At 56.3% G+C, this 21,872-nt stretch carries 17 protein-coding genes; 9 read left to right on the top strand and 8 right to left on the bottom strand.

Features of this window, described 5'->3' with window-relative positions:
* The first annotated feature begins 319 nt into the window (after window positions 1-319).
* Both VNX88_03775 and VNX88_03780 read left to right on the top strand, forming a co-directional pair.
* A complete protein-coding gene (locus VNX88_03775; GenBank protein ID HWY67756.1) occupies window positions 320-1,759 on the top strand; it encodes a DUF3300 domain-containing protein in 1,440 nt (479 codons plus the stop codon).
* A gap of 41 nt (window positions 1,760-1,800) precedes the next feature.
* Window positions 1,801-2,790 (top strand): DUF2950 domain-containing protein, encoded by a 990-nt coding sequence (locus tag VNX88_03780; GenBank protein ID HWY67757.1) that lies wholly within the window; start codon window positions 1,801-1,803, stop codon window positions 2,788-2,790.
* A 9-nt stretch (window positions 2,791-2,799) separates the two neighbouring features.
* On the opposite strand, the gene VNX88_03785 is transcribed toward VNX88_03780, so the two are convergent.
* Together VNX88_03785 and VNX88_03790 are read right to left on the bottom strand one after the other, a co-directional pair.
* On the bottom strand, window positions 2,800-3,717 hold the full coding sequence (locus VNX88_03785) for a transporter (GenBank protein HWY67758.1): 918 nt from the start codon (window positions 3,715-3,717) through the stop codon (window positions 2,800-2,802).
* A gap of 2 nt (window positions 3,718-3,719) precedes the next feature.
* The gene (locus VNX88_03790) at window positions 3,720-4,955 is read right to left on the bottom strand and encodes a hypothetical protein (GenBank protein HWY67759.1); all 1,236 of its coding nucleotides are present in this window, start codon (window positions 4,953-4,955) and stop codon (window positions 3,720-3,722) included.
* A gap of 422 nt (window positions 4,956-5,377) precedes the next feature.
* Between VNX88_03790 and VNX88_03795 the strand changes: the two genes are divergently transcribed.
* The 6 genes from VNX88_03795 to VNX88_03820 all read left to right on the top strand — a co-directional run bounded on the left by VNX88_03795 (window position 5,378) and on the right by VNX88_03820 (window position 12,995).
* Window positions 5,378-6,634, top strand: coding sequence for a hypothetical protein (locus VNX88_03795; GenBank protein HWY67760.1), 1,257 nt, complete (start codon window positions 5,378-5,380; stop codon window positions 6,632-6,634).
* Window positions 6,635-7,129: 495 nt separating this feature from the next.
* A complete protein-coding gene (locus VNX88_03800) occupies window positions 7,130-7,714 on the top strand; it encodes a sigma-70 family RNA polymerase sigma factor (protein HWY67761.1) in 585 nt (194 codons plus the stop codon).
* A gap of 9 nt (window positions 7,715-7,723) precedes the next feature.
* Complete coding sequence (locus tag VNX88_03805) at window positions 7,724-8,074, top strand: hypothetical protein (GenBank protein ID HWY67762.1); 351 nt, start codon at window positions 7,724-7,726, stop codon at window positions 8,072-8,074.
* 187 nt (window positions 8,075-8,261) lie between these two features.
* A complete protein-coding gene (locus tag VNX88_03810; GenBank protein ID HWY67763.1) occupies window positions 8,262-9,920 on the top strand; it encodes a rhodanese-like domain-containing protein in 1,659 nt (552 codons plus the stop codon).
* Window positions 9,921-10,005: 85 nt separating this feature from the next.
* Entirely contained in the window at window positions 10,006-10,347 is a 342-nt protein-coding gene (locus tag VNX88_03815) for a PadR family transcriptional regulator (protein ID HWY67764.1), read from the top strand.
* Complete coding sequence (locus tag VNX88_03820) at window positions 10,344-12,995, top strand: ABC transporter permease (GenBank protein ID HWY67765.1); 2,652 nt, start codon at window positions 10,344-10,346, stop codon at window positions 12,993-12,995. The genes VNX88_03815 and VNX88_03820 overlap by 4 nt, the downstream gene beginning before the upstream one ends.
* A 24-nt stretch (window positions 12,996-13,019) precedes the next feature.
* Here VNX88_03820 and VNX88_03825 read toward each other — a convergent pair whose 3' ends face one another.
* The 6 genes from VNX88_03825 to VNX88_03850 all read right to left on the bottom strand — a co-directional run bounded on the left by VNX88_03825 (window position 13,020) and on the right by VNX88_03850 (window position 20,252).
* Window positions 13,020-14,732, bottom strand: a complete 1,713-nt coding sequence (locus VNX88_03825) for an electron transfer flavoprotein-ubiquinone oxidoreductase (protein ID HWY67766.1) — start codon at window positions 14,730-14,732, stop codon at window positions 13,020-13,022.
* Window positions 14,733-14,757: 25 nt separating this feature from the next.
* The gene (locus tag VNX88_03830) at window positions 14,758-15,747 is read right to left on the bottom strand and encodes an electron transfer flavoprotein subunit alpha/FixB family protein (protein HWY67767.1); all 990 of its coding nucleotides are present in this window, start codon (window positions 15,745-15,747) and stop codon (window positions 14,758-14,760) included.
* Window positions 15,748-16,036: 289 nt separating this feature from the next.
* Complete coding sequence (locus tag VNX88_03835; GenBank protein ID HWY67768.1) at window positions 16,037-16,516, bottom strand: hypothetical protein; 480 nt, start codon at window positions 16,514-16,516, stop codon at window positions 16,037-16,039.
* Window positions 16,517-16,577: 61 nt separating this feature from the next.
* Complete coding sequence (locus VNX88_03840) at window positions 16,578-17,348, bottom strand: electron transfer flavoprotein subunit beta/FixA family protein (protein ID HWY67769.1); 771 nt, start codon at window positions 17,346-17,348, stop codon at window positions 16,578-16,580.
* Between the two features lie 145 nt (window positions 17,349-17,493).
* Window positions 17,494-17,769 (bottom strand): hypothetical protein, encoded by a 276-nt coding sequence (locus VNX88_03845; GenBank protein HWY67770.1) that lies wholly within the window; start codon window positions 17,767-17,769, stop codon window positions 17,494-17,496.
* A gap of 272 nt (window positions 17,770-18,041) precedes the next feature.
* Window positions 18,042-20,252 (bottom strand): winged helix-turn-helix domain-containing protein, encoded by a 2,211-nt coding sequence (locus tag VNX88_03850; GenBank protein ID HWY67771.1) that lies wholly within the window; start codon window positions 20,250-20,252, stop codon window positions 18,042-18,044.
* Between the two features lie 186 nt (window positions 20,253-20,438).
* On the opposite strand from VNX88_03850, the gene VNX88_03855 reads away from it, so the two are divergent.
* Window positions 20,439-21,086, top strand: a complete 648-nt coding sequence (locus tag VNX88_03855; GenBank protein HWY67772.1) for a hypothetical protein — start codon at window positions 20,439-20,441, stop codon at window positions 21,084-21,086.
* Window positions 21,087-21,872 lie beyond the last annotated feature (786 nt).

Genomic DNA, 21,872 nt, shown 5'->3' on the forward strand with positions numbered 1-21,872 from the left:
TTCACTGCAAGTTCCCTGCCTCTTCGGGCTTGCCCCAGTGTTCATGCGGGTTTTATGCGGTGGAAAACATTCACTGTTATTTTCACTGATAAATTCGCTGTTAATTCACTGTTAGCCCCCTGATCAGTGAATGAACAGTGATTTGGAAACCTGGGCGCACAGCATTTTTCTTCACGATGTGCCTCGCCAAGCTAAGGGCAAGACATGTCAGTTTTGCCAGATGATCGGCACTGTGATCTGACCTAGCTTGTACGGAGAATGCCAACGTTATCGAACGGGCTCCCTTACAGGTTTCTGCGGAAGTCCGAAGGAACGAGCTATGCGGTCTGAGCGCTGGACGTTCCGATCTCCGCTGGCGATCCTCTGTTCGATTGCTCTCCTGCCGGGAGACACCTTGGCCGATCCGTTGCAATCTGCAGCAGCTCCAGTGGCTGCGCCACAAAGTCAGCGTGCCACGATTCCCGCCGATCAGCTTGATTCACTGGTTGCGCCTATCGCTCTCTATCCCGACCCATTGCTGGCCCAGGTGCTGGCTGCGTCCACTTATCCTCTTGAATTGATCCAGCTCCAGCAGTGGATAACTAAGAACAAGAATCTCAAGGACAAAGCGCTGGCCGATGCCGTCTCGAAACAGCCTTGGGACCCGAGCGTCCAGGCGCTCGCAGCTCTTCCCGACGTGGTAAACAGGCTGGCGAACGACATTCAATGGACCACGGACCTGGGCAATGCCTTTCTTGCACAGCAGAACGATCTGATGAATGCAGTTCAGCGCATGCGGAAAAAGGCCAAGGACAAGGGCAGTCTGAAATCGACCGAGCAACAGGTCGTCGAAACCAGAGTCGTCGAGAAGAAAGAAGTAATCGTAATCGAGCAGGCCAATCCGCAAGTCGTGTATGTGCCCTCCTACGATCCGGTCGTTGTATGGGGGGCAGCACCCTACTACTATCCGTATCCTCCAATCTACTATCCGCCGGCTGGATACTACGCGGCAGGAATGGCGCTCTCCTTCGGAGTCGGCGTGATGATGGGCGCGTTCTGGGGTGGAGGCTGGGGCTGGGGATGCGGATGGGGCGGCAACAACGACATCACCATAAACAGGAACAATAATTTCAATCGCAACTCGAACATTGGCGGCGGCAACCGCAACAATATCGGCGGTGGGAACCGGCCATCGCAGCTGCCCTCCGGTGGTCGCGGAAACGCCGGCAACCGGGGCAATCTCGGCGGAGCTGGAGGCAATCGCGCTTCGCAGCTTCCCGCAAATGCAAGTGGCAAGTGGCAGCACAATCCTTCACATCGCGGCGGTGCCCCATATCGGGACCGAGCAACTGCGGATAAGTTTGGTGGCACGGCGCGCGGAGATTCACTTTCCCGGCGTCAGGCGAGTGCGCGTCAACAGGTGGGCCGCCAGGGCGGCAACTTGTCGAGCTCCCGGTCGGGGGGTGGCGCCGGCGCCGGCAATCGCGCAGGTGGTAGCGCCGGCGGAGGCAGCTTCGGCAGTCGCGGAGGTAATGGCGCCGGCAACCGAAGCAGTGGTGGCTTTGGTAGCTCCGGTCTTGGTGGTAGTCCGGAGCGCATCGGCAGCCGGGATCTCTCGCGCAGCGGTGGCCAGAACCGCGATGCCTTTGGCGGCGGCACCAGGGGATACAGCGGATCGAATGCGCGCAGCAGCAGTAGTCGCGGATCTTCCAGCTTTGGTTCTCGTGGTGGCGGAGGCTTCAGCGGTGGCGGTTCCAGAGGCGGCGGACGGCGCAGATAGGTCAGTGTGGATTGCAGGATGGGAATGACTGGAGCACAAGAATGAGATCGGCATCTGCGCACACAAATCTCTCCCGACTGGGTTACATTGTCGCGACTACTGCGAGCCTGTTGCTGCCGGTGGCTTTCGCCGCCGAGCCAAAGGCCGCCCCGAAGGCAACGTCCGCCGCCCGCACTAGTGCTTCCTTAGCCGAAAAGTTTGCTTCCCCAAAGCAAGCTGCAGATGCGCTGGTAGCGGCAGCGGAGAAGTTCGACGTCGACACATTAACCAAGATCTTCGGTCCCGAAGGCAAAGACATTGTCCTCACTGGAGAAACTCCCCGGGACAAGCAGCACGCTGCCGACTTCGCCGCTCAGGCGCGAGAAAAGGAAAGTATTTCAGTAGATCCTAAGACGGGAAACCGCGCATTTCTTCTGGTTGGCGATGAGGACTGGCCCTTTCCCGCACCGCTGGTGAAGAGCGGGGGCAAATGGTCGTTCGACGCAAAAGCCGGCCGCCAGGAACTCCTCTACCGCCGGATCGGTGCAAACGAGCTGGATGCAATTCAGCTTTGCGACGGCTACGTGGAGGCACAGCACGCTTATGCCATGCAGCCGCGCGCGGGCTACGACGCGAACCAGTACGCGCAGCGCATCATCAGCACTCCCGGAAAACAGGACGGCCTAGCCTGGCAAAATTCCGACGGTACATGGGGTGGTCCAGTGGGTGAAAAAATTGCTCAAGCGATCGAACAGGGCTACAAGACCGGGTCGGAGTATCACGGCTATTACTTCAAAATCCTGAAGGGACAAGGTCCGGCTGCTCCGCTCGGACGAATGGACTTTGTGGTGAAGGGCGTGATGATCGGTGGCTTCGCCCTCGTCGCTGCGCCAGCCAAGTACGCGGTAACTGGAGTTAGGACTTTCGTCGTCAGTCACGACGGCGTCGTGTACGAGAAGGATCTTGGGCCAAATACCCTCGATCAATTCCACAAGATGGAGCTCTTCAATCCAGACAACTCCTGGACCCCGGAACAGCAACAAGACGAATAGCTACAGTCATTACCTATACCCCCTACCCCAGATGTAGTCATACCTCACGCTGAAGCCGACGACCGCCGGACCATTGTTGTGCACCAGCGCCTTCGCGAATGTAAAAACCAGCGAGTTTCGGGGATTAAAGGATAGATTCATTTCACTTCCGAGCAGGAAATTCTGTTGTGGATTGTTCTGATCGACCCCGTTGAGAAACGTAGTGCCGCGAGAGGAGTAGCGCGTATCGAAGGAAGCCCAAAGGTTGTCGTTAAACGCATAGCTGATGTGTCCTTCAACTCCTGGTAGCGGGTGTTGCCGCAGGACCTCACGGCCACGGTACGAAGTGTTGTCGGTGAAGAAGTAGATGTTCGCGTATCCGTCGAATTCCCATTTCTGCTCAGGCCCAAATGGATGCGCGATCCCGACCTCAGGCTTGAACGACCAGCGATCGGAACCGAGGTTGAGTACCTTGTCAGGATGGTACAAGCCCGTAGGTGCTGTGAGGGTGAAGCTCACTCCCACAGTGGTACTCGGCTTGTAGTTTTCGAATTGCGCTACGCTGAGCGCTGAACCGCCTTTCAGCAACATAGCCACCTGATAGCTGGAGTCTCCTGCGCCCGTAGTGGAGGTCTGGACGTTCGTGCCTGGAATTGAACCACTGAGGCCGGCGATAGGAACAGTCGCCTCCAGCCACATCAGGCGATGAAGCAAGCCGAAATAGCGTGTGTAATCGAGAGTCCCCTGATGAGCATTCAATTTGGCACCCGTGACAATGACAGAAGTATCGATCGAGGAGTTGGCGTGCGCGTATACATAGCCAAGCTTGAGTTGGTTCATGCCAACGGGAGTGTTGTTGTAATTTCGAGGATCGGTGAACTGAGCGCAGGCCAAGTGAGGGATGTGGACAACGGCTAGTGCGAAGCAGGCGAAGAGCAGCCGTTTCATCCTCAAAATACGAACTTGAGAACGCGAACAACGAGTTCTTCAAAAGAGAAGATCGTTAGAAGAAGCGGCGACAAGGGAGCTGCCGCTGCGGCCGCCAGACGTGAAATGTCGGTTAGCCCAAAAGGAACAATCCGCATTTCACGTATTACCTGATAACTATTTCCGAGGTCAGCGAGGGACTGAATATCTCCCGTTCCGAGCAGTTCGTCTGACGGATGTGCAGCACGCACCCATTTGTGATCGAAGCTTTCGACGTATCGTTGCGCAAACAAACCGTAATCGGCCAGTCCGCTCCTTTTTGCACGCAGCATCCGCAGACTGAACATCAACAGCGGTCCAAGAACGACGACGATACAGAAGGCGACAAAACCCAAGATCTGCATCTTGAAAGACTGCAAGGTTTCACCACGATAAAGGACGCGGTCAGCTACAACACCGGCGAGAATCGCGCCTTGGGCAAACAGGATCGGAGCGTACGTGTAGGAACTCCTTCCAATGAAACTCAATCCGCCGCAACGATCAGGATGAGTGGGTACAAGGTTCAGCTTTATCCGATTCACTTGCCAGAGAAACCGAAACCATATGAAAAGCCTCATGTACCAGCGCAACAAGACGAACTGAAACAGGGGGAGACTCACGAACACATACCAGTACCCAGCCGGAGTGAGATTCCACCTTCCGCCGGGCAGTGCATACCAGGTCGCGACGCCAAGTTCGATCCTGTCATTCCAGAGCCAGAGCCCCAACGTATAAACAGCGGCCACAAGCGCAAGGTCAACGTACACCGAGTTGCGAATCTTCAGAGCAGAGTCGATCGCCTTGCGAAAACGCGGCATATCTTCCGGCAGCACAATCCGCCATTCGACAAAGCGGCGCACGACAGGACGTAGACGTATATGCGCAAGCAACTCCGCGAGGATAAGAACGGGCAGGGCTACAAGAAATCGGGCGTGCACTTCAACGTCGTGGAAGAACGAGATTCGTCCAGCGCCTCCGACACGAGTCCCAAATGCGGAAAGAATCAGCAGCGGGACCCAGGTGAGCACGATGGCTACGAGTATTCGTCGGTGCACCCACTCCAAGGCCTCCCCTTCGAGACGAGCCTTGCGAAGGAGCTGAAATAGAGGCCCCCCTATGACCAAAGAAAAGTCCGGCACTTCCTGGAGCAATTCCGGCCCTGCGCGGGATACGTCATCTCGCAGGGATTCTCGTGCATTGCCAATGCGGGTAGAGGGCATGTGATTTGCGCCTGCGCCATTCGCGCATATCGCAAGCAGGAGCGGAACTGTAAAAAGATGAAGGACGGCTTGCTGATAGCTGCTGCTTCCAGGCAGGTCTCGGCTTGGCGTGACCGCTCAGCCCACGGAACCCAGCCCCCGATGACAACACCGCCGCCAAATAGTGCAGTGACCGGAAACAACGACAGCTCAGAGATACCGCGGTTCATCGGGTCACGTCGGAAAGGCAAGTTGCTCATGTTCGAAAGAGATGAGCAGCAGAGACTCTTGGGTTGGGATGCCAACATCGAACTAAGACAATGGCGAAGGGTGCGCCGCCCGTCCGTCTCAGCCTGACGGTAAGCGTCCGTGGTCTTAAGAGATCTTGCAATGTTCCTTGACGGCGGTAAGCTCTGGTAACGACTCTCTAAGGAGAGACCTCCATGAGCTTTCGAATCGGGGCGGCGGCCTTCTGCGTATTCGCTCTGGTTATAACAGTCGCTGCCCAAGCACCTGCCCCGCCACAGGCGCAGGACTCTGATCTTTCTTCTCTTCGCCAGCAGGCCTCGGCGGGGAATGCCCAGGCACAGTTTGCTCTTGGGAATCGTTATTTTCGCGGACTCGACGTGCCCCTAGACTACGGCCAGGCCTTGCTCTGGTATCACAAGTCTGCCGCCCAGGGTTTTGCTCCCGCGCAGAATCAACTGGGCAGTATGTATCAACATAAGTGGGGGGCAGAGCGCGATTACAAACGCGCCGCAGCTTACTATCGGTCGGCCGCGAACCAGGGCTATGCGCTCGCCGAGTTCAATCTGGCAGCCATGTTCGAGAGCGGCCTCTCGGTCAAGCATGATTTGAAGCAAGCCTTCGCATGGTACCAGAAGGCAGCGGACCAGAATCTTGCCGATGCTGAAGAGGAAGTCGGCTACTTTTACCAGAATGGAACGGCCGTCAAGCGCGACTATGCTGAGGCTCTCGTCTGGTATCGCCGCGCCGCCGACCACGGCAGCTCGAACGCCGAAAATCAGCTTGGCTACATGGCAGAAAAAGGCTGGGGACAACCGCAGAGCTATTCCGAGGCATCGTCCTGGTATTCCAAGAGTGCGCAACATGGCAACGGCGAGGCTAAGGAGAACATCGGCTACATGTTCCAATATGGCACTGGGGTGCCGGTCGATTATGCTCAGGCCAGGGCATGGTATTACTCAGCGGCCAATCAGGGGAATGGTACCGCGGAGAATCAGCTTGGCTGGATGTATCAGTTCGGGCAGGGCGTGCAACAAAGCGATGCGGAGGCGTTGGCCTGGTACCGTCTTTCTGCCAACCAGGGCAGCATGCATGGTAAGAACAACCTTCAGGCCTTAACCGACGACTTGGAGGAACGCGGCGGTTTGGAAAGTACCAACAGCATCGTTCTTCACGATCCTGCCCTCGCGCAGGCGCAGCACTGGGCGGACATCCGCGATCTGCGCAGTCGCATTACCGGACTAGAGACCGATGCTGTGCACCAGGATGAACTCGCCGACCAGCTCGAACATACCGGAAATGGGAAAAACGATGCGATCGCCAAAATGTTCAATGCCATGGGCAGCGTCGGTGCAGTCAAGTTCCATGTTGAGGCGGCAAAGTATCGCGCTGAAGCCGCACGCCTGCGGGAAAAACTGGCTAAACTTGAGAATCAAAATGTGCCAACACCTTAACATCGAGGACGGGTGGCCCGGTCGTTCCCGTTTCGGGTTTCGGACGGGTGGCGCCCCCGGCATGTCATTCCGAAGGTGTTGCGGGGGAAACTTAGTGAAGACGAGGTGTTTCCTATTTCGGGAGGACGCTCACTTGGCGAGAAGTAGTAACGGTCCCGTCTGTCTCTTAGCCGCGTTCCGCAAGTAACCCGAACCTTATGCACTGGCATCCCTCGCGTCCGCCGCGGCGGACGCGGGGAATCTGCTTTTGTGCGCTCACCGACTGCAAGACAGCAGATCCCCCACTCCGCGTTGAAATCATTGACACCATAAACAGGTCGGCTGCGGAGTGAGGGATGACAGTGTCTAGAGCGGAAGACGGCGCCAAGCCTAAGGCAGGGAAAACGGGGAATCGATGGATTCACGCTGGCCTGGAAGGGCCTAGCTGGGCATGCGCCAAGCCGAGGAACGCTTTCCCTACAATATCCGCACCTTCTCATTCGTCTACAAGCGTAGGTGAAGTACGCAGCGAGCCTGGAGCGCATGGCACTCGAGCAGGACGAGCGGATCTCCGAAGTCGTCAACCGGGAGCAGTCCCGGTTGCGCAACTTCATCCGCCGGCGCGTGCCTGACCCGCGCGATGTTGAGGACATTCTGCAGGACGTCTTCTACGAACTGGTAGAAGCAAACCGCCTGCTGATGCCGGTCGAACACGTCACCGGCTGGCTGTTTCGCGTGGCGCGAAATCGCATCACCGATCTCTTCCGCAAGAAGAAGCCGGAGAGCTTCAGCGATACAGCCATTGCGCACGACGAGGACGACGAACTACAGCTCGAAGACATGCTGCCTTCGCCCGATGCGGGACCGGAGGCGCTTTTCGCCCGCAGCGTGCTTCTCGATGAACTCGCGCTGGCGTTCGAGGAGCTGCCCAAGGAACAGCGCGAGGTATTTGTTGCGCACGAGTTGGAAGGGCGCAGCTTTAAGGAGATCGCAGCCGAGACCGGCGTGACCGTGAACACGCTGCTCTCGCGCAAGCGCTATGCGGTGCTGCATCTGCGTGAGCGATTGCGAAGCATCTATGACGAACTTAGGAAAGCTTGAGGAACAAACATGAGCAGGGGAAAAAAGAAACTGATCTGGATGGCTCCCGTGGCTATTCTGGGATTGGCGCTATTTGTCTACCTCGGCGGCGAGATCGTTATGCATTTGTGGAATTGGCTGCTGCCACCGCTCTTCGGCTGGCGCCAGATTACCTTCTGGCAAGCGCTTGGAATTCTGGCGCTGTGCAGGATTCTCTTCGGCGGATGTGGATGGCACGGTTCCGGTCCCTCCAATTTCCGCCGCCGCATGGGCGATCGAATGGCTGAGCGCTGGGAGCACATGACCCCCGAGGAGAGGGAACGAGCCCGGCAACGGTGGCAGGGGTTTTGCGGCCCCTCAGCGACTGAGCCCAAAGCATGAGCGGCAAAGAAAAGGGAACTGATGGACTGCCGTTCGCGTACGCGTCTACAGCGAGTCACTCGGTACCCTGGCTGCTTGTTAATTCCTGCGCTGCGGCGAAGTCTAAGGAATGCAAGCACCGATAGTCGAGTACCGACCGCTGGTGGGGGAATCTGCCAACGAACGATCAATCGACAGGAGAGTAAACATGTCAAAGGTATCGCGGTACCGCTTCCTTCTTGCCATTGCAGGCTGCCTGCTGCTGGCCCAGCCTGTGAAGGCGGCTGCGGAAGAAGGAGTCCGAGGCAATCTTGTCGACGTCACCTGGCTTGCGAAACATCTTAAGAATCCCGATGTTGTGATTCTCGACGCGTCGCCTGAGACCTACGCGGCAAACCACATCCCTAGTGCGCTAAGCGCCAACATCTACGACCTCTTCTCCTACGGATTCGGGGGAGTATCGGACGCCAAAGTGGAACAGGTATTCCAGGCCTGGGGGATTAGTCCCGGGAAGAAGATCGTGGTGTACGACAAGGGCGGCGACCATTTGGCCACGAGGCTCTTTTTCGACCTCGATTATCGCGGTTTTCCCGAAGAGAATCTCTTCGTTCTGGACGGTGGGCTATTCAAGTGGCAGAAGGAGGGATTGCCCGTCACGAAGGATCCCACCGCTGCTCCGAAGAACGGAACTTTCAAGATCACTAAACTGAAGGAAGAGTTGAGAGGAGGATTGCCCGAGGTTCTTACCGCATCCGGGGACACGGCCAACAACGCTTTAGTAGAAGGACTTGAGCCCGCCTGGCATTTTGGGACTATCGCGCCCTTCGACAGGGCCGGGCATATCCCGAACGGCATCCTGGCGCCTTATCAGGACTTTTACAATCCGGACAAGACATTCAAATCACCTGAAGAAGTCAGGAAAATGTTGACCTACCTGGGAGTCAGGCCTGAACAGCAGATCTATACATATTGCGGTGGCGGAGTAGCCGCGACCGTGCCGTTCTTCGCCGCGAAGTTCATCGCGGATTATCCCAAAGTGAAACTTTTTCCTGAATCTGAACTGGGCTGGCTATCCGATCAAAGAAGCCTTCCTTACTGGACATTCGACGCTCCATACTTGATGCGGGAAACAGGGTGGCTGCAGTTTTGGAGCGGCCAGATGATAAGGATGTACCTGGGCGCACCCATCAGCCTGGTGGATGTGCGGCCCGCTACCGCGTTCAATCAGGGACATATTCCTTTTTCGCTCAACATCCCTGGAGACGTATTCAAAAACAATGTCGGCAATCCCATTAAGTTAGCTCAGATTTTGGGACCAGCCGGAGTCAATCCGTCTGACGAAGCGGTTGTCATTTCAGGCGCAGGGTTGACCAAAGATTCGGCCCTGGCATTCGTAATGCTCGAGAAGCTGGGACAGAAAAAAGTATCTCTCTTCATCGATTCGATGGATAAGTGGACCGAGCGTGGCCAACACGTCACAAAGGATGCAACGGTCGTTGCTCCCAAGAAAGGAGCGCACGACCTATCAATTCCACCCAACAACTATCCCGAGAATTTCCGCAGAGACGTAGTAGTCGCGGACCCGAAGAGTACACACGGAATCTACCCAAAGGTGTACATTGCGTCGGGAAAGGATGTGCCTGCTAAATCCCAAGACGGGAAAATTGTGCATGTCCCGTATACCGACCTCCTGAATGCCGACGGAACGCCAAAAGCGGCGAAAGACATCTGGAATACCCTGGCCAAAGCTGGAGTCCCGCGATATGCGGAGCTAGTTTGCTACTCCGATGATCCTGGGGAAGCGGCGGTGAACTATTTCATTCTCAAGCTGATGGGCTTCCCTGACATAAAGGTGTTGGTGACGTAAGAATCTGTCTGTTCCAGGTCATACTGATTCTCCTTGACAGCTTAGGAGAGACAGAGTTAATCTCCTAACCGTCTTAGGAGTACGTATGACCGACCAAGCGCAGCTTCTTCCTGGCACTCTCGATCTCCTAATCTTGAAGACTGTTTCTCTGGGTCCACTTCATGGGTACGGAATTCTCCTCCGCATCGGCCAAATCTCAGGCCAGGCGCTAACGATCGAGCAGGGAGCGCTTTATCCCGCATTGTTCCGTCTGGTGCGGCAGGGCCTTTTGAAGGCAAGCTGGGGGACGTCGGAGAACAATCGTCGCGCCAAGTTCTATGAGCTCACGGCTGCGGGGCGCAAGCGTCTGCGCGAGGAGACTGCTGGGTGGAACCGCCTTGCCGGAGCTATCGCTTCTGCCCTGGCCGCCCAACCGGAGGAAGTATGAGTCTCCTGGCCTATTTTCGTTCTGTCACGGCGAAGCTTCTTCATCGTTCTGAGTTCGACGAGGACGTGGACGCGGAGCTTCGCTCGCACATCCAGCATCGCGCGGATGATCTCGAGCGTTCCGGCGTGAGTCGTGCCGAGGCAGAACGCCGCGCACGTATCGAGTTCGGCGCTCGGGAGCGGTTCAGGGAGGAAATCCAAGAGGCTGTAGGCGGCAATTTTATCGACACTTTTCTACAGGACGTCCGCGTCAGCATCCGCGCGTTGCGCAAGTCTCCTGGATTCCTCACTGTCGCCGTTCTAACGTTGGCCTTGGGAATCGGCGCGAACGCAGTTGTTTTCAGCGTAATCAATGCGTTCATCCTGCACCCGCTGAATGTGCCTAAGGCGGAGAGCCTCTACCAACTCGAGCGAGGTAAGGATAAGGCTGGCAATTTCTCGTATCCCGACTATCTCGATCTGCGTGATCGCAATCGTAGCTTCGATGGCTTAATAGCTTGGAATGTCACTGCGGTGGGATTGGATACCGGCAAGGATCCGTACCGTTCCTGGGCAATTGAAACGAGCGGGAACTATTTCGACGCTTTAGGCATTCAGCCCCACCTGGGCCGGTTATTCCACGGTTCCGACGAGCATGGCTTGAACAGCGCTCCCTATGCCGTCCTGAGCTATGAGTGTTGGCACACTCATTTCCACGACGATTCCGGCGTCGTCGGCCGGACCATTCAGCTGAGTAAACATCCCTTTACCGTTCTCGGTGTAGCGCCTCCTGATTTTCATGGGGTACTGATGTTTTTCCATCCAGACCTGTTTGTGCCGATAGTGAACCGGGAGCAAATAGATGGATTGAGTCAGATGGATGAACGCGGCGTCCATTGGATTTTCATGGTCATGGGACACCTGAAGTCGGGAGTGACTCGGCCGCAGGCGATCGCAGATCTAAACTCCGTCGGTTCCTATCTGGAAAAGAGTTATCCCAAAGACAACAACAACATGACCTTTTCGCTGGCTAAGCCAAGCTTTTACGGCGACTATCTTGGCCCGGCTGTACAAGGCTTTCTAGCGGGATTGATGCTGCTGGCAGGACTGATTCTCCTGGCCGCATGTGCCAATTTGGGAAGTCTGTTTGCAGCCCGTGCGGCTGACCGTGCCCGCGAGGTTGCCCTCCGGCTTGCGCTGGGATCGAGCCGCACCCGCATTCTTCGGCAGGTGTTCACTGAAGCCGTGCTGATTTCCCTGATCGGAGGCGCCGTCGGGCTTTGGGGCAGCGTTCTGCTGTTGCACGGTTTGAGTGCGTGGCGGCCCTTTGCCAACTGGCCAATCCAGGTGCCTGTGAACCCAGACGCGAATGTTTATCTCGTCGCTCTGTTGCTGGCACTAGCCAGCGGTTTCCTCTTCGGCGCAGTCCCAGTGCGGCAGATACTGCGCACCAATGCGTATGAGATCGTGAAGGGCTCCGGTGCCATAGTGGGACAACGGATTACCGTCCGCGATCTGCTGCTGGTAGTGCAGATTGCTATTTGTGCGGTGCTTGTGACCTCGTCGATGGTCGCGGTGCGCGGCCTGGTGCGTTCGCTGCATAACGATTTCGGATTCAATCCGGAGAACGCAATGCTCGTAGATACAGATCTCATGATGGGCGGCTACAGGGGCGAGGGCGTTCGCAAAATGCAGCGGCGCATGATCGAGGTTCTACAGGCCATTCCCGGAGTCGAGTCGGTTGGGCTCGCGGATTCGGTTCCCTTAAGTGATGGTGCAAACTTCGCGATTGTCTTTGCCGACAAAACCACAGATTTGCGGCCAGGAAACGCCGCAACTAAAGCCGCAATGTTCAGCATATCTCCCGATTACTTCCGAGCGGATGGCACCTCTCTGCTGTCGGGACGAACCATTAGCTGGCACGATGACCAGAACGCCCCGAGGGTCGCGGTCATCAATCCGGAATTCGCGCGCAAGATGTTCGGATCAGTAACGAACGCGATCGGCGCATATTACAAGCTGCGGGACGGAAGTCGTATTCAAGTCGTAGGCATAGTCGAAGACGGAAAATATAACAGCCTTACCGAGAATCCAACGCCTGCGATGTTTTTTCCCATTTTGCAAGCTCCCACGAGTTCGACATGGCTAGTGGTGCGCTCGAGCCGCGATCCCCTGCAATTGGGACCAGCCATCAGGACCACTCTGCATGATCTGGATGCAGGACTGCCGGTTTACATCCAAACGAGGTACAAGGAGCTGGACGCAATTCTCTTTGGCGCACGCATGGCGACGATGGCATTGGGCGTGTTGGGAGTGATGGGTGCTATGCTCGCGATCACTGGCATCTTTGGAATGGCAGCATACTCAGTGAGCAAACGCCTGCGAGAATTAGGAATTCGCATCGCTCTCGGCGCGCGGCGTAACGAAGTGCTACAGAGCGCGCTAGGAAGAGCATTCAAGTTGCTCGCTCTTGGCTCCGCAGCAGGACTGCTCCTTGGAATCCTTGCGAGCCGCGTGCTGGCCTTCATCGTCTATTCGGCAACGCCCCGGGACCCGCTGGTATTAGCGGGGGTTGTCCTGGCGATGGCGTTGCTGGGGCTGCTGGCTACGTGGATTCCAGCGCAGCGCGCTCTTTCGGTCGATCCTTTGATACTGCTACGGGAAGAGTGACACGCATCAACGTCAATTAGCGAGCTACATACCGTCGTAATTCGGACCGCCTCCGCCCTCTGGTGGAACCCAGGTGATGATCTGATACGGGTCCATGATGTCGCAGGTTTTGCAGTGGACGCAGTTGGCGAAGTTTACGTGGATCTCCTTTCCATTCGGCACGTCTGAGGCTTCTACCATTTCGTAAACCTTCGCAGGACAGAAGTGCTGGCACGGATTTCCGTACTCCACAGTACAGCGTGTGTTGCAGATGTCGGTGTCGTGAATCACGAGATGAATCGGCTGATCATCGTCATGCTTGGTCCCCGAATGGTACACGTCCGTGAGTTTGTCGAAGGTTAGCTTGCCGTCGCCCTTCACCGCACCCAGCATGTGCTCGCGACCATAGCCGCCGATCGGGAGATGACTGATCTGCTGCAGGCGCTTGTGGCCGGCGTGAGCCGTGTAACGCTCGTGGAGGCCGCGTCCCAGTGTGATCTGCTGCAGTGCAGCATGAATCATGCCTTCGAACATTCCGTGCTCGAAGCCCTGGTGGAAGTTGCGGACCTTCCATAGTTCCTCGCGAATCCAGCTCTTTTCCACGCGACCCTGATAGCTGAAAAGCTGATTCGCGCTGAAATCACCGTCGACAAGGGCTTCATATGCTGACTCGGCCGCAAGCATGCCGCTTTTGATCGCGAGGTGAATGCCCTTCAGGCGTTGAGAGTTAAGGAAGCCGGCGGAATCGCCAGTAAGCATCCAGCCATCACCGGCAAGCGGCGGGATCGAAAACCATCCTCCATACGGCAACGACTTTGCGCCGTAGCGAATCATCTTGCCGCCTTCGAGCATTTGACGGACAAAAGGATGCGTCTTAAACGTTTGCATCACGTGATGCGGATCGAGGCGCGGATCCTTGTAATCGAGCCCCATAACGAAACCGAGAGAGACGATGTTGTCTTTGCTTCCGTAAATCCATGCCCCACCGTACTCGTGATTTGTGAGCGGCCATCCCGCCGTGTAAATCACTTCGCCTGCCGCGATGCGCCCCGCCGGCAGTTCCCAGAGTTCCTTCACGCCCACGCCGTAGGTCTGCGGATTGCGCTCTCTGTCGAGCCCGAAGCGTCCTATGAGTTGCTTTGTGAGCGATCCACGCGTGCCTTCTGACAGGACCGTGATCTTGGACTTCAAGTCATAGCCCGGCTCAAAGTTCGACTTGGGCTGGTTCTGCTTATCGAGTCCTTTGTCGTCTGTGCGGACACCGATTACCCGATCATTCTCAACCAGGAGTTCCGATCCGGCAAATCCGGTAAAAATAGTGATGCCGGCCTGTTCGACTTTTTCCCCGAGCCACTTCACGAACTTGTTAATCGAGATCACGTAATTGCCGTGATCGCGCATGGGAGGCGGCGTAATGGGAGATTTGAACTTCGAGTTCTCGGTGAGAAAGTAAACCGCTTCTTTGCTAACCTCAGCATCAATCGGCGCTTCCTTCTCGAAGCCAGGAAGCAACTCGCGCATCGATCGGGGATCAAGCAGCGCACCTGAAAGACAATGCTGTCCAACCTCGCGAGCTTTCTCGAGAACGTAGATGTTCTCCTTGCTCAGTGGCCAGTCAGGGTTTTTCCTGTTGTGTTCGTCAATGAGCTGCGAGAGCCGCAATGCACAAGCCATGCCAGCCGGACCGCCGCCAACAATAACGACATCGGCTTCCATTTGTGGACGATCAATGTCAGGGAGAGGAGTGCGAAAGATCATTTTAGGAAAGGCGAACGAACGCTCTTTATGCCTTAGCTTTCTTTACTTCCTCGGTCAGTGCAGGAACGATGTCGAACAGGTTGCCGACGACGCCGAAGTCTGCAATTTCAAAAATGGGAGCCTCAGCATCTTTATTTATTGCAATGATACTTCTAGAACCTTTCATTCCTACGATGTGCTGAATAGCACCGCTGATTCCTAACGCCAGGTACAATTTCGGAGCCACTGTTTGTCCCGAAGAACCGATTTGTCGATCCATTGGTAGCCAGCCGGAATCGCAGATCGGCCTCGATGCGGCGATTTCTCCTCCGAGAGCATCGGCCAGGGCTTTCGCAAGTTCGATGTTCTTCTGCTCCTTGATTCCGCGACCGACTGAAACGATAATTTCGGCCTGCGTCAGATCTACTGCCTGCTTTGCCTCTTTGAAGATGTCGAGCGGTTTGACGCGGATTGCAGCGCCATCTACTTGCGCCGGGACTTTCTCGACCGGAGCTGCGCTCGTACCTATCTCAACCTTGTCCCCGCGGTAGGAACCTGCTTGGAATGTGGCAAAGTGTGGTGGATCGCAACTGAATGAAACATCGGCGGCGAATTTACCTTGGAACATCTGACGAGTGAAAACCAGCTTGGCGCCGTCTTTTCGATAGCCAACCGCATCGCTGATCAGCGTTCGTCCGAGAGCTGCAGCGAGCTTCGGCGCGAAGTCGCGGACCTGATACGTGTGGGGCATGAGCACGAGCTTCGGTTGCTTGGATGTGATGAACTGCTTGAGCGCACGGACATACGCGTCGGCGGTATATCGTTCGAGCTGCGGAGACTCGATAGCATACACCTTTGCAACTCTTGCCTTTGCGATCTCCTGAACGACCGGATCAATGCCTACGCCGAGTACGGCAGCCTCAAGACTCAAGCCACTCTGTGCCGCAATCGCCTGTGCTGCGGTAAGCGTCTCCAGCGAGATACGGTTCAGCTTGCCTTCACGCTGCTCGACTACCACGAGGATTGTGTCTGCCATGAACTCCTTTTGCGGAACACTGGAAGAGCGAACACGAAGGTCACGAAGGATAACCCAAGGTCACGGAGCACTCTTCGTGACCTTATCCTTGCCTTCGTAACCTTCGTGTTCGCTCCTGGTTTTACTCTTTTTCGAATGCTGCAGTCCAAGCGCAAGCAACGCATATGCTCCAAGACTATCCGGCAGCAGCAGCCACTTGTAATCTACAGGCCACCGGCGCGGCCAGAAGGCAAGCAGGAGAGCAGCGTGCACAAGGAAGACCGCACCGGCAATGGCGAGAATTCTCGCTTTATGCGGCGGGATGGCTTCCCTGGAATCTGCGAATCCTCTCACGCCTCTCCTCTGCTCCCATGTGGAGACGCAAACGGAGCACGCGCCTGCGCTCGACGTAGCCCCACAGAACGAGTGCCAAACCTATCGTGCCCGAGACCGTGCACATGACGCTGAAAAACGCGTTCCCGCTGCCCACGTCCCAGCCGACCCAAACCAGCAGCACCCAGGCATAGATCAACAGGAAACCTCCCAGCACCATGAGCGTGCGGCTCAGATTGCGGCTGTCCTCGACGCGAGATTCCAAATCTGGCCCCACGAATCCCAATCGATCATGCGCATGACGCAGCGCGTTATCGTCGAGAATGCCCTCTTCCAGGCGACTCAACGACTCGCGCGGATAGCGTTCCGGGTGAATGTCCATCCCGAAACTATGGCCTCCGTGATGGTGCTGCTGCTCTGCCCGATTTGATCCACTTCCCTTTTCCGGAATCGCCATACATCCTCCTGAACTATCACCTCGATCCTATTCAGTTCGATGCAAATGGCGCAGCCCGTGATTAAAGTACGCGAACCTCGTTCTTAAGTTTATCCACCAACTTTTTGGCTACTTCAGCAGCCGATCCCTCCAGCATCTCGGTCTTCTTCTGCTTTTGTGGAATGTAGAGCTTCTCGATTTTCTGCAGATTCGGTCCGAGCGCCTGCTGGATTTCGCCGTGAGTCACCTTCCGCAGCGGCTTGTTCTTCGCCTGCTTGATGCCGATCAAAGTCGCATAGCGCAGCTTGTTGATGCCGGATTGAATCGTAAGCACCGCCGGCAACGGCATTTCGAGATGCTGAAAGAATCCGGCCTCAAGCTCGCGTTTCAGGCGAATGCCACCATCGCTCTTTTCAATACTCATGATGATCGTCGCATGCGGCCATCCTAGAATCTCAGCCAGCAAGACTCCGGTTTGCGCGTAGCCGTAATCGTCCGACTGCAGACCAGTAAAGATCAGGTCAAACTGCTCTTCTTTGATGGAAGCTGCGATGGCTTTCGCCGTGTTAAATGAATCCAGTCCAACAAACTCGTTACCTTCCAGATGAATGGCGCGATCAGCACCCTTGGCGAGAGCCTCACGCAGAACCTGCTGCGCGCGCGCCGGGCCGGTGGTGATTACGACCACCTCGCCCCCGTGCTTCTCCTTTTGGCGGAGCGCCTCTTCGAGCGCGTAAGCGTCGGGCTCGTTGACCTCGTAAGAGACGTCTTCTCGGATCCACGTGCCGCTCTCGTTGAGCTTGAGAGGCGCGTCCTTCTGCGGCACCTGCTTCATGCAGACCAGAATCTTCATATCTGTTCGGGCAAACTGGTGAGTATAAACGAGAAGGGCCCGGAGCGAACACGAAGGTCACAAAGGACAAGCCAAGGTCACGAAGAATTTCTTTGTGACCTTGGCTTGTCCTTCGTGGCCTTCGTGTTCGCTCTTGTTCTTGCCTTTACTCCAGGAAGGCGACGGATTGGACTCCAGCAACCTCGAAGCGCTTGCGGCAGCGCATGTTCTTGCATGCGACCATGTCGTCCTTCCGCACCATGTATGACCGCGCCTTGGCGAACTTAGCTCGATCGCGCTCGTCCGCGCGAGGTGGAAGCTGGCGCTTCTTGGTGCGGACGAGCCATGAGAGCTCGTAGTCACCGGCCTGACGGCAATGCGGACATGTGAGGTTGTGCGACCGCTTCTGGTCTCTCTCATCGAACATCTCGCGTTCTTCCACAAAACCTCCGCCACGTCCCGGGCAACACGCGATTATTGCATAATGCCTGTGTTCCCGAGGGAAAGCGGCGAAGGATGGCAACCCGGAAAAAGAAGAAGAAATTCAGCGCAACGAAAGCGGTAAAGTCCATGGCTCGTGCCACGATCGGCACGCCGCCTCCGGTGCAGAGGATCCCTACATTGAAGGAATCGCGAAAAGACTCGAAGCACAAGCCAACACTAGGGAAATTGCTTTCGGAAGAGTGAGTATCAACCCGGAGTGCAGCGGAGCGGCTAAAATTTATCCAGCATCCAGACGTTTGAGTTTCCGCTCGCCTTCCAGAGCGCCAAATGATGTCCATCGTTCGATGGGATCGCCCACCCTATCAGCATCTTGTCGTCGCGCAGCATCGGTCGAACATGTCCCTCGAGATCGACATTCAATAGCGCCCAGATGCCATCCGTAGTATGAGCGGCGGCCCAAATGCTTTTGCTATCCGCCGCCCAGTCGAGCGAAGTCAGGGCAGCCCATCCCGGAACGGGAATCGTCCTGCTACTGAAATCATGAAGTGACGTGATCTTGATGGCGGGCTCATTCTTAGTAAGGCTCGTATAGACTTGCGTCTTATTCGAAGTCACCAGACTCTGCCCGTTAGGCGATAAGCTCCAGTTATAAGTCGAATAATCCACCCCCTCAATCAGCAGCTGCGGAATTTCTCGACGCGCACCTTTCACCGGATCGAAGCTGAAGAAGCGTTCGCCTTTTTGATCAATCTCGCTTAGCAAACAGAGAGTAGCGGGGGCGCGCGCACACTGCTCGTTGTTCACTCCCACATGCTCCAGAACCAATTGCGGAGGACCGCCGGCCAGCGGCATGCGCATCAAGGGGACCGGGCTCGGCGTGTCTGACATTTTGCGCGAAACGTAGTAGAGGAGCGACGAGCCATCCGGAGTCAAACGGGGCAAGTATGCCCACATGTCGCCGCCCACCAGGACCTCAGGTTCGGTCTGGTCCAGCGCCTGCTTGAAGATGTGATACGGACCATCCCGATTCGAGACAAAGAGGACATACTTGCTATCCGGCGTCCAGGCAAATGGATAGTCGTCGCGATCGTCAAGCGTGAGCCGACGCGGAGCACTAAGCTCTTTTCCTCCAGCTTCAAGTGTGGAGACGTACACGTCGGGCTGAATCGTGTTTCGCAGAAGCGTCAGGCGATTGCCAGCGCTTATGCTGATAGAGCCAATGTATCCAGGGCCACTGCTGAGGCGAATCGGCCCACGAAACCTCGCGTTGTCTGGGCCGAACATGCGATACGCCCAGAGGGTGGAATTTCCAGGCGACAGAGGCGAGGCGATGGTTGCATAAATAAGACGATCGTCCTTCGTCCATGCTAATCCCCCAAGCAGGCCAGGAGTCTGAAGCACGACCTCGGTCTTGCGGCTCGCAATTTCCAGAGTCTCAATTTGGGAAGTAGTTCCCCAGCCGCTGGGATCGTACTTGCTGCGAACGAATGCGATGCGCTTTCCATCCGGAGACCATGCCGGGGGGCCAAAAGAATTCTTGAAGTGACTCCCATCGCTCTCGAGGACCTTATGAGGCCTCTCGCCATCCGCCTGCATGATCCACAGCGCCGTGCTGCCTTCCGGCGTGAGCCACGCCGCCTCGGAATGCTCGGCGTACACAATCTGCGATCCGTCCGCAGACACTCCAGCCCAGCGGCCCTGATCAGCCAGCTTGCGCGGCGTACCGCCCATGATGGAAATCGTCCACAAGCTCGTAGGTTCGTGCGGACCAGCAACCCAGGTCACGAGTATGTGAGTCCCATCAGGGAACCAGCTCGCCGGCTGTGGAATGAAACCGGCAGGCAGTGGGATGGAGTGAGTTTCACCAGTGTCCATCTGGCGCAGGTAACAACCATATTTATCGGAGAAGACCAGCCACTTCCCGTCAGCCGAGATCGCCGCGCCGGTGATTCGCGCCTCTTCCGGATTTGCAGTAAGCCGGCTCTCGCTCGCCTGACTCCCCTGCGAGGACCGCAGACCTGCATGAAAACCGATGCTTAAAACGATGGCGAGCACTGGCACGAGCGCAAGCCACAGCCATTTACGCCGGACGGGAGAAACCGGAGCAGGATCGGCCTTCGGCTGTTCCACCGGCGTCGCGATTCCATTCACCGGAGCGATGAAGCGATAACCCCGCCGCGCAACAGTCTCAACAAACCGAGGATTTTCGGCAGAGTCACCCAGAGCGTCGCGAAGGCGCCGGATCGCAGCGTTGAGGCTGTGATCAAAATCGACAAAGGTGTCCGCCGGCCAAAGCTTCTTTTGCAGTTCATCGCGGGTAACGATCTCGCCCGGTCGTTCGATTAGAGCAAGCAGTATCTGGAACGGTTGTTCCTGCAACCGTATCCGCGAACCGTTGCGACGAAGTTCCCCCGCCCGCAGATCCACTTCGAACGTACCAAAGCGGATCGTCGGCAGCTCGTTCGCGCTGGTTACCGCCATTGCCACCCCGCAAGCATCACCGACTCTAACACCCTCCGGTTGGATTCCGCCAAGTCACCAAAGCTTCTAAGTTTTAGACGTTACGCAGCTTATCTCGTTACCCACATTTAGGTTGGCGGTGATTCTCCCGCCATTGAGGTACGCACACTCGGGATCGATGTTGGCAATGCCGAGGAGGCGATCACAATGGCCCGCCGATCTGGGTTCTGGATTCTAGCCCTCATGCAACTGGCAGCTCTGGGCGCTTGGGCTCAGGCGAGTCAACAACATCTCTTGAACATCTTCGTTTACAACCACGCCGGAGTTTCGAGCCGAGTTCTATCCCAGGCAGAAGAAAACGCGACACGCATCTTCAGACTCTCCGGTCTCCATGCAATCTGGATAAGCTGCTCAACTGCCGGCGTCGCTGGGACGGATTGCACAGGCCTGCCTCAACCGGGCGACGTCGTCGTTCAAGTCGTCCATGAGACCAGAAAGCTGAAAGATGACGTTTTCGGAGCCGCATTCCTGGGACAGGATGGCACTGGACAACTCACCGACATTTACTTCGATCGAGTCAACGAACTTCACCGGGATTGGAAAGTGTCGCTTGCGCACCTCTTAGCGCACGTGATGGCACACGAGGTCGGGCATCTTCTGTTGGGACTAAACTCGCATTCCCTTTCGGGAATTATGCGTGGCTTCTGGGAGCCTGAAGAACTAAAGGCAGTCGAGCGCGGACGACTCCTCTTCTCGTCCGAGCAGTCCAAGTTGATGCGAGAAAGATTAACTGCGATCTCTGCGCAGCGCGAGTCGAAGAACACCTTGCAAGCTGGGATCGGCTCCTCTTGGTAACCAAAGCCGGAGCCCCCGCTCCGCAGGCTCCATTGGCGCATGCGTCCTGCGAGAAGAACGGATCGGCGGCTCTTCGAGCGAGCAACGGACTCAGCCTGAACCAGTCTTAATTCACTGGTGTTCGCGGAACAGCGAATTTAACAGTGAATCTAACAGTGAATTTTTTCTGAAAACGCCGGCGAGCAACGGACAGTTCCGCGCAACCTCCTGCCGCGTCAGAGATTATCGAAATTTGCGATTTTTACGCGCCACAAAGAACAGTGAATAACAGTGAATAAGCAGTGAATCATGAGATTTGTAATCCGTTGCTCGCGCCAGCGTCCGATCATTGCGGACGAGCACTTACCCCAGCGGCATAAGTTCCAAAATGAAATTTTCGTTGACTCACAATCTCGACTCGTGGTATCACCGAACTACGTTCGGTGCTGAGGAATGGCCGCTCCGTTCGCGAGCGTGGGATGACATGAGCGCCGATCAGCCGGCCACCCGTCCAGGGAAGGGCATCGGCTTTAGCCGCCCCGTTCTGAGGCGCAGGGAAGGGCATCGGCTTTAGCCGTGCCGTCATGAAGAATTAAGAGGATCCGGCTTTAGCCGCTGAGGTATTCCATTTTGGAATCCACAACGTTTTTCCGCAGCCTGTAAAGTCGTGCCCTTCCCTAAGACATTGCCCTGCGAAGGTCTGCCCGCCATAAATGAGGATCGTCCCCGGTTTCCCATGATGTAGGCATCGCGCGGGAATGCGAGAGCAATTCCGCAGGCGCATCGACCTGAGCGGGCCGTGTCCTA

This window comes from Terriglobales bacterium (genome assembly GCA_035567895.1).
Lineage (GTDB): Bacteria > Acidobacteriota > Terriglobia > Terriglobales > Acidobacteriaceae > Gp1-AA112.

Bases quoted from the DNA above. Each gene is read 5' to 3' on its own strand.
- VNX88_03830 (HWY67767.1), bottom strand. From the start codon at position 15,747: ATGGCAGACACAATCCTCGTGGTAGTCGAGCAGCGTGAAGGCAAGCTG.
- VNX88_03780 (HWY67757.1), top strand. From the start codon at position 1,801: ATGAGATCGGCATCTGCGCACACAAATCTCTCCCGACTGGGTTACATT.
- VNX88_03790 (HWY67759.1), bottom strand. From the start codon at position 4,955: ATGCCCTCTACCCGCATTGGCAATGCACGAGAATCCCTGCGAGATGAC.
- VNX88_03835 (HWY67768.1), bottom strand. From the start codon at position 16,516: ATGGCGATTCCGGAAAAGGGAAGTGGATCAAATCGGGCAGAGCAGCAG.
- VNX88_03775 (HWY67756.1), top strand. From the start codon at position 320: ATGCGGTCTGAGCGCTGGACGTTCCGATCTCCGCTGGCGATCCTCTGT.
- VNX88_03815 (HWY67764.1), top strand. From the start codon at position 10,006: ATGACCGACCAAGCGCAGCTTCTTCCTGGCACTCTCGATCTCCTAATC.
- VNX88_03795 (HWY67760.1), top strand. From the start codon at position 5,378: ATGAGCTTTCGAATCGGGGCGGCGGCCTTCTGCGTATTCGCTCTGGTT.
- VNX88_03825 (HWY67766.1), bottom strand. From the start codon at position 14,732: ATGATCTTTCGCACTCCTCTCCCTGACATTGATCGTCCACAAATGGAA.
- VNX88_03850 (HWY67771.1), bottom strand. From the start codon at position 20,252: ATGGCGGTAACCAGCGCGAACGAGCTGCCGACGATCCGCTTTGGTACG.
- VNX88_03810 (HWY67763.1), top strand. From the start codon at position 8,262: ATGTCAAAGGTATCGCGGTACCGCTTCCTTCTTGCCATTGCAGGCTGC.
- VNX88_03820 (HWY67765.1), top strand. From the start codon at position 10,344: ATGAGTCTCCTGGCCTATTTTCGTTCTGTCACGGCGAAGCTTCTTCAT.
- VNX88_03855 (HWY67772.1), top strand. From the start codon at position 20,439: ATGGCCCGCCGATCTGGGTTCTGGATTCTAGCCCTCATGCAACTGGCA.
- VNX88_03785 (HWY67758.1), bottom strand. From the start codon at position 3,717: ATGAAACGGCTGCTCTTCGCCTGCTTCGCACTAGCCGTTGTCCACATC.
- VNX88_03805 (HWY67762.1), top strand. From the start codon at position 7,724: ATGAGCAGGGGAAAAAAGAAACTGATCTGGATGGCTCCCGTGGCTATT.
- VNX88_03840 (HWY67769.1), bottom strand. From the start codon at position 17,348: ATGAAGATTCTGGTCTGCATGAAGCAGGTGCCGCAGAAGGACGCGCCT.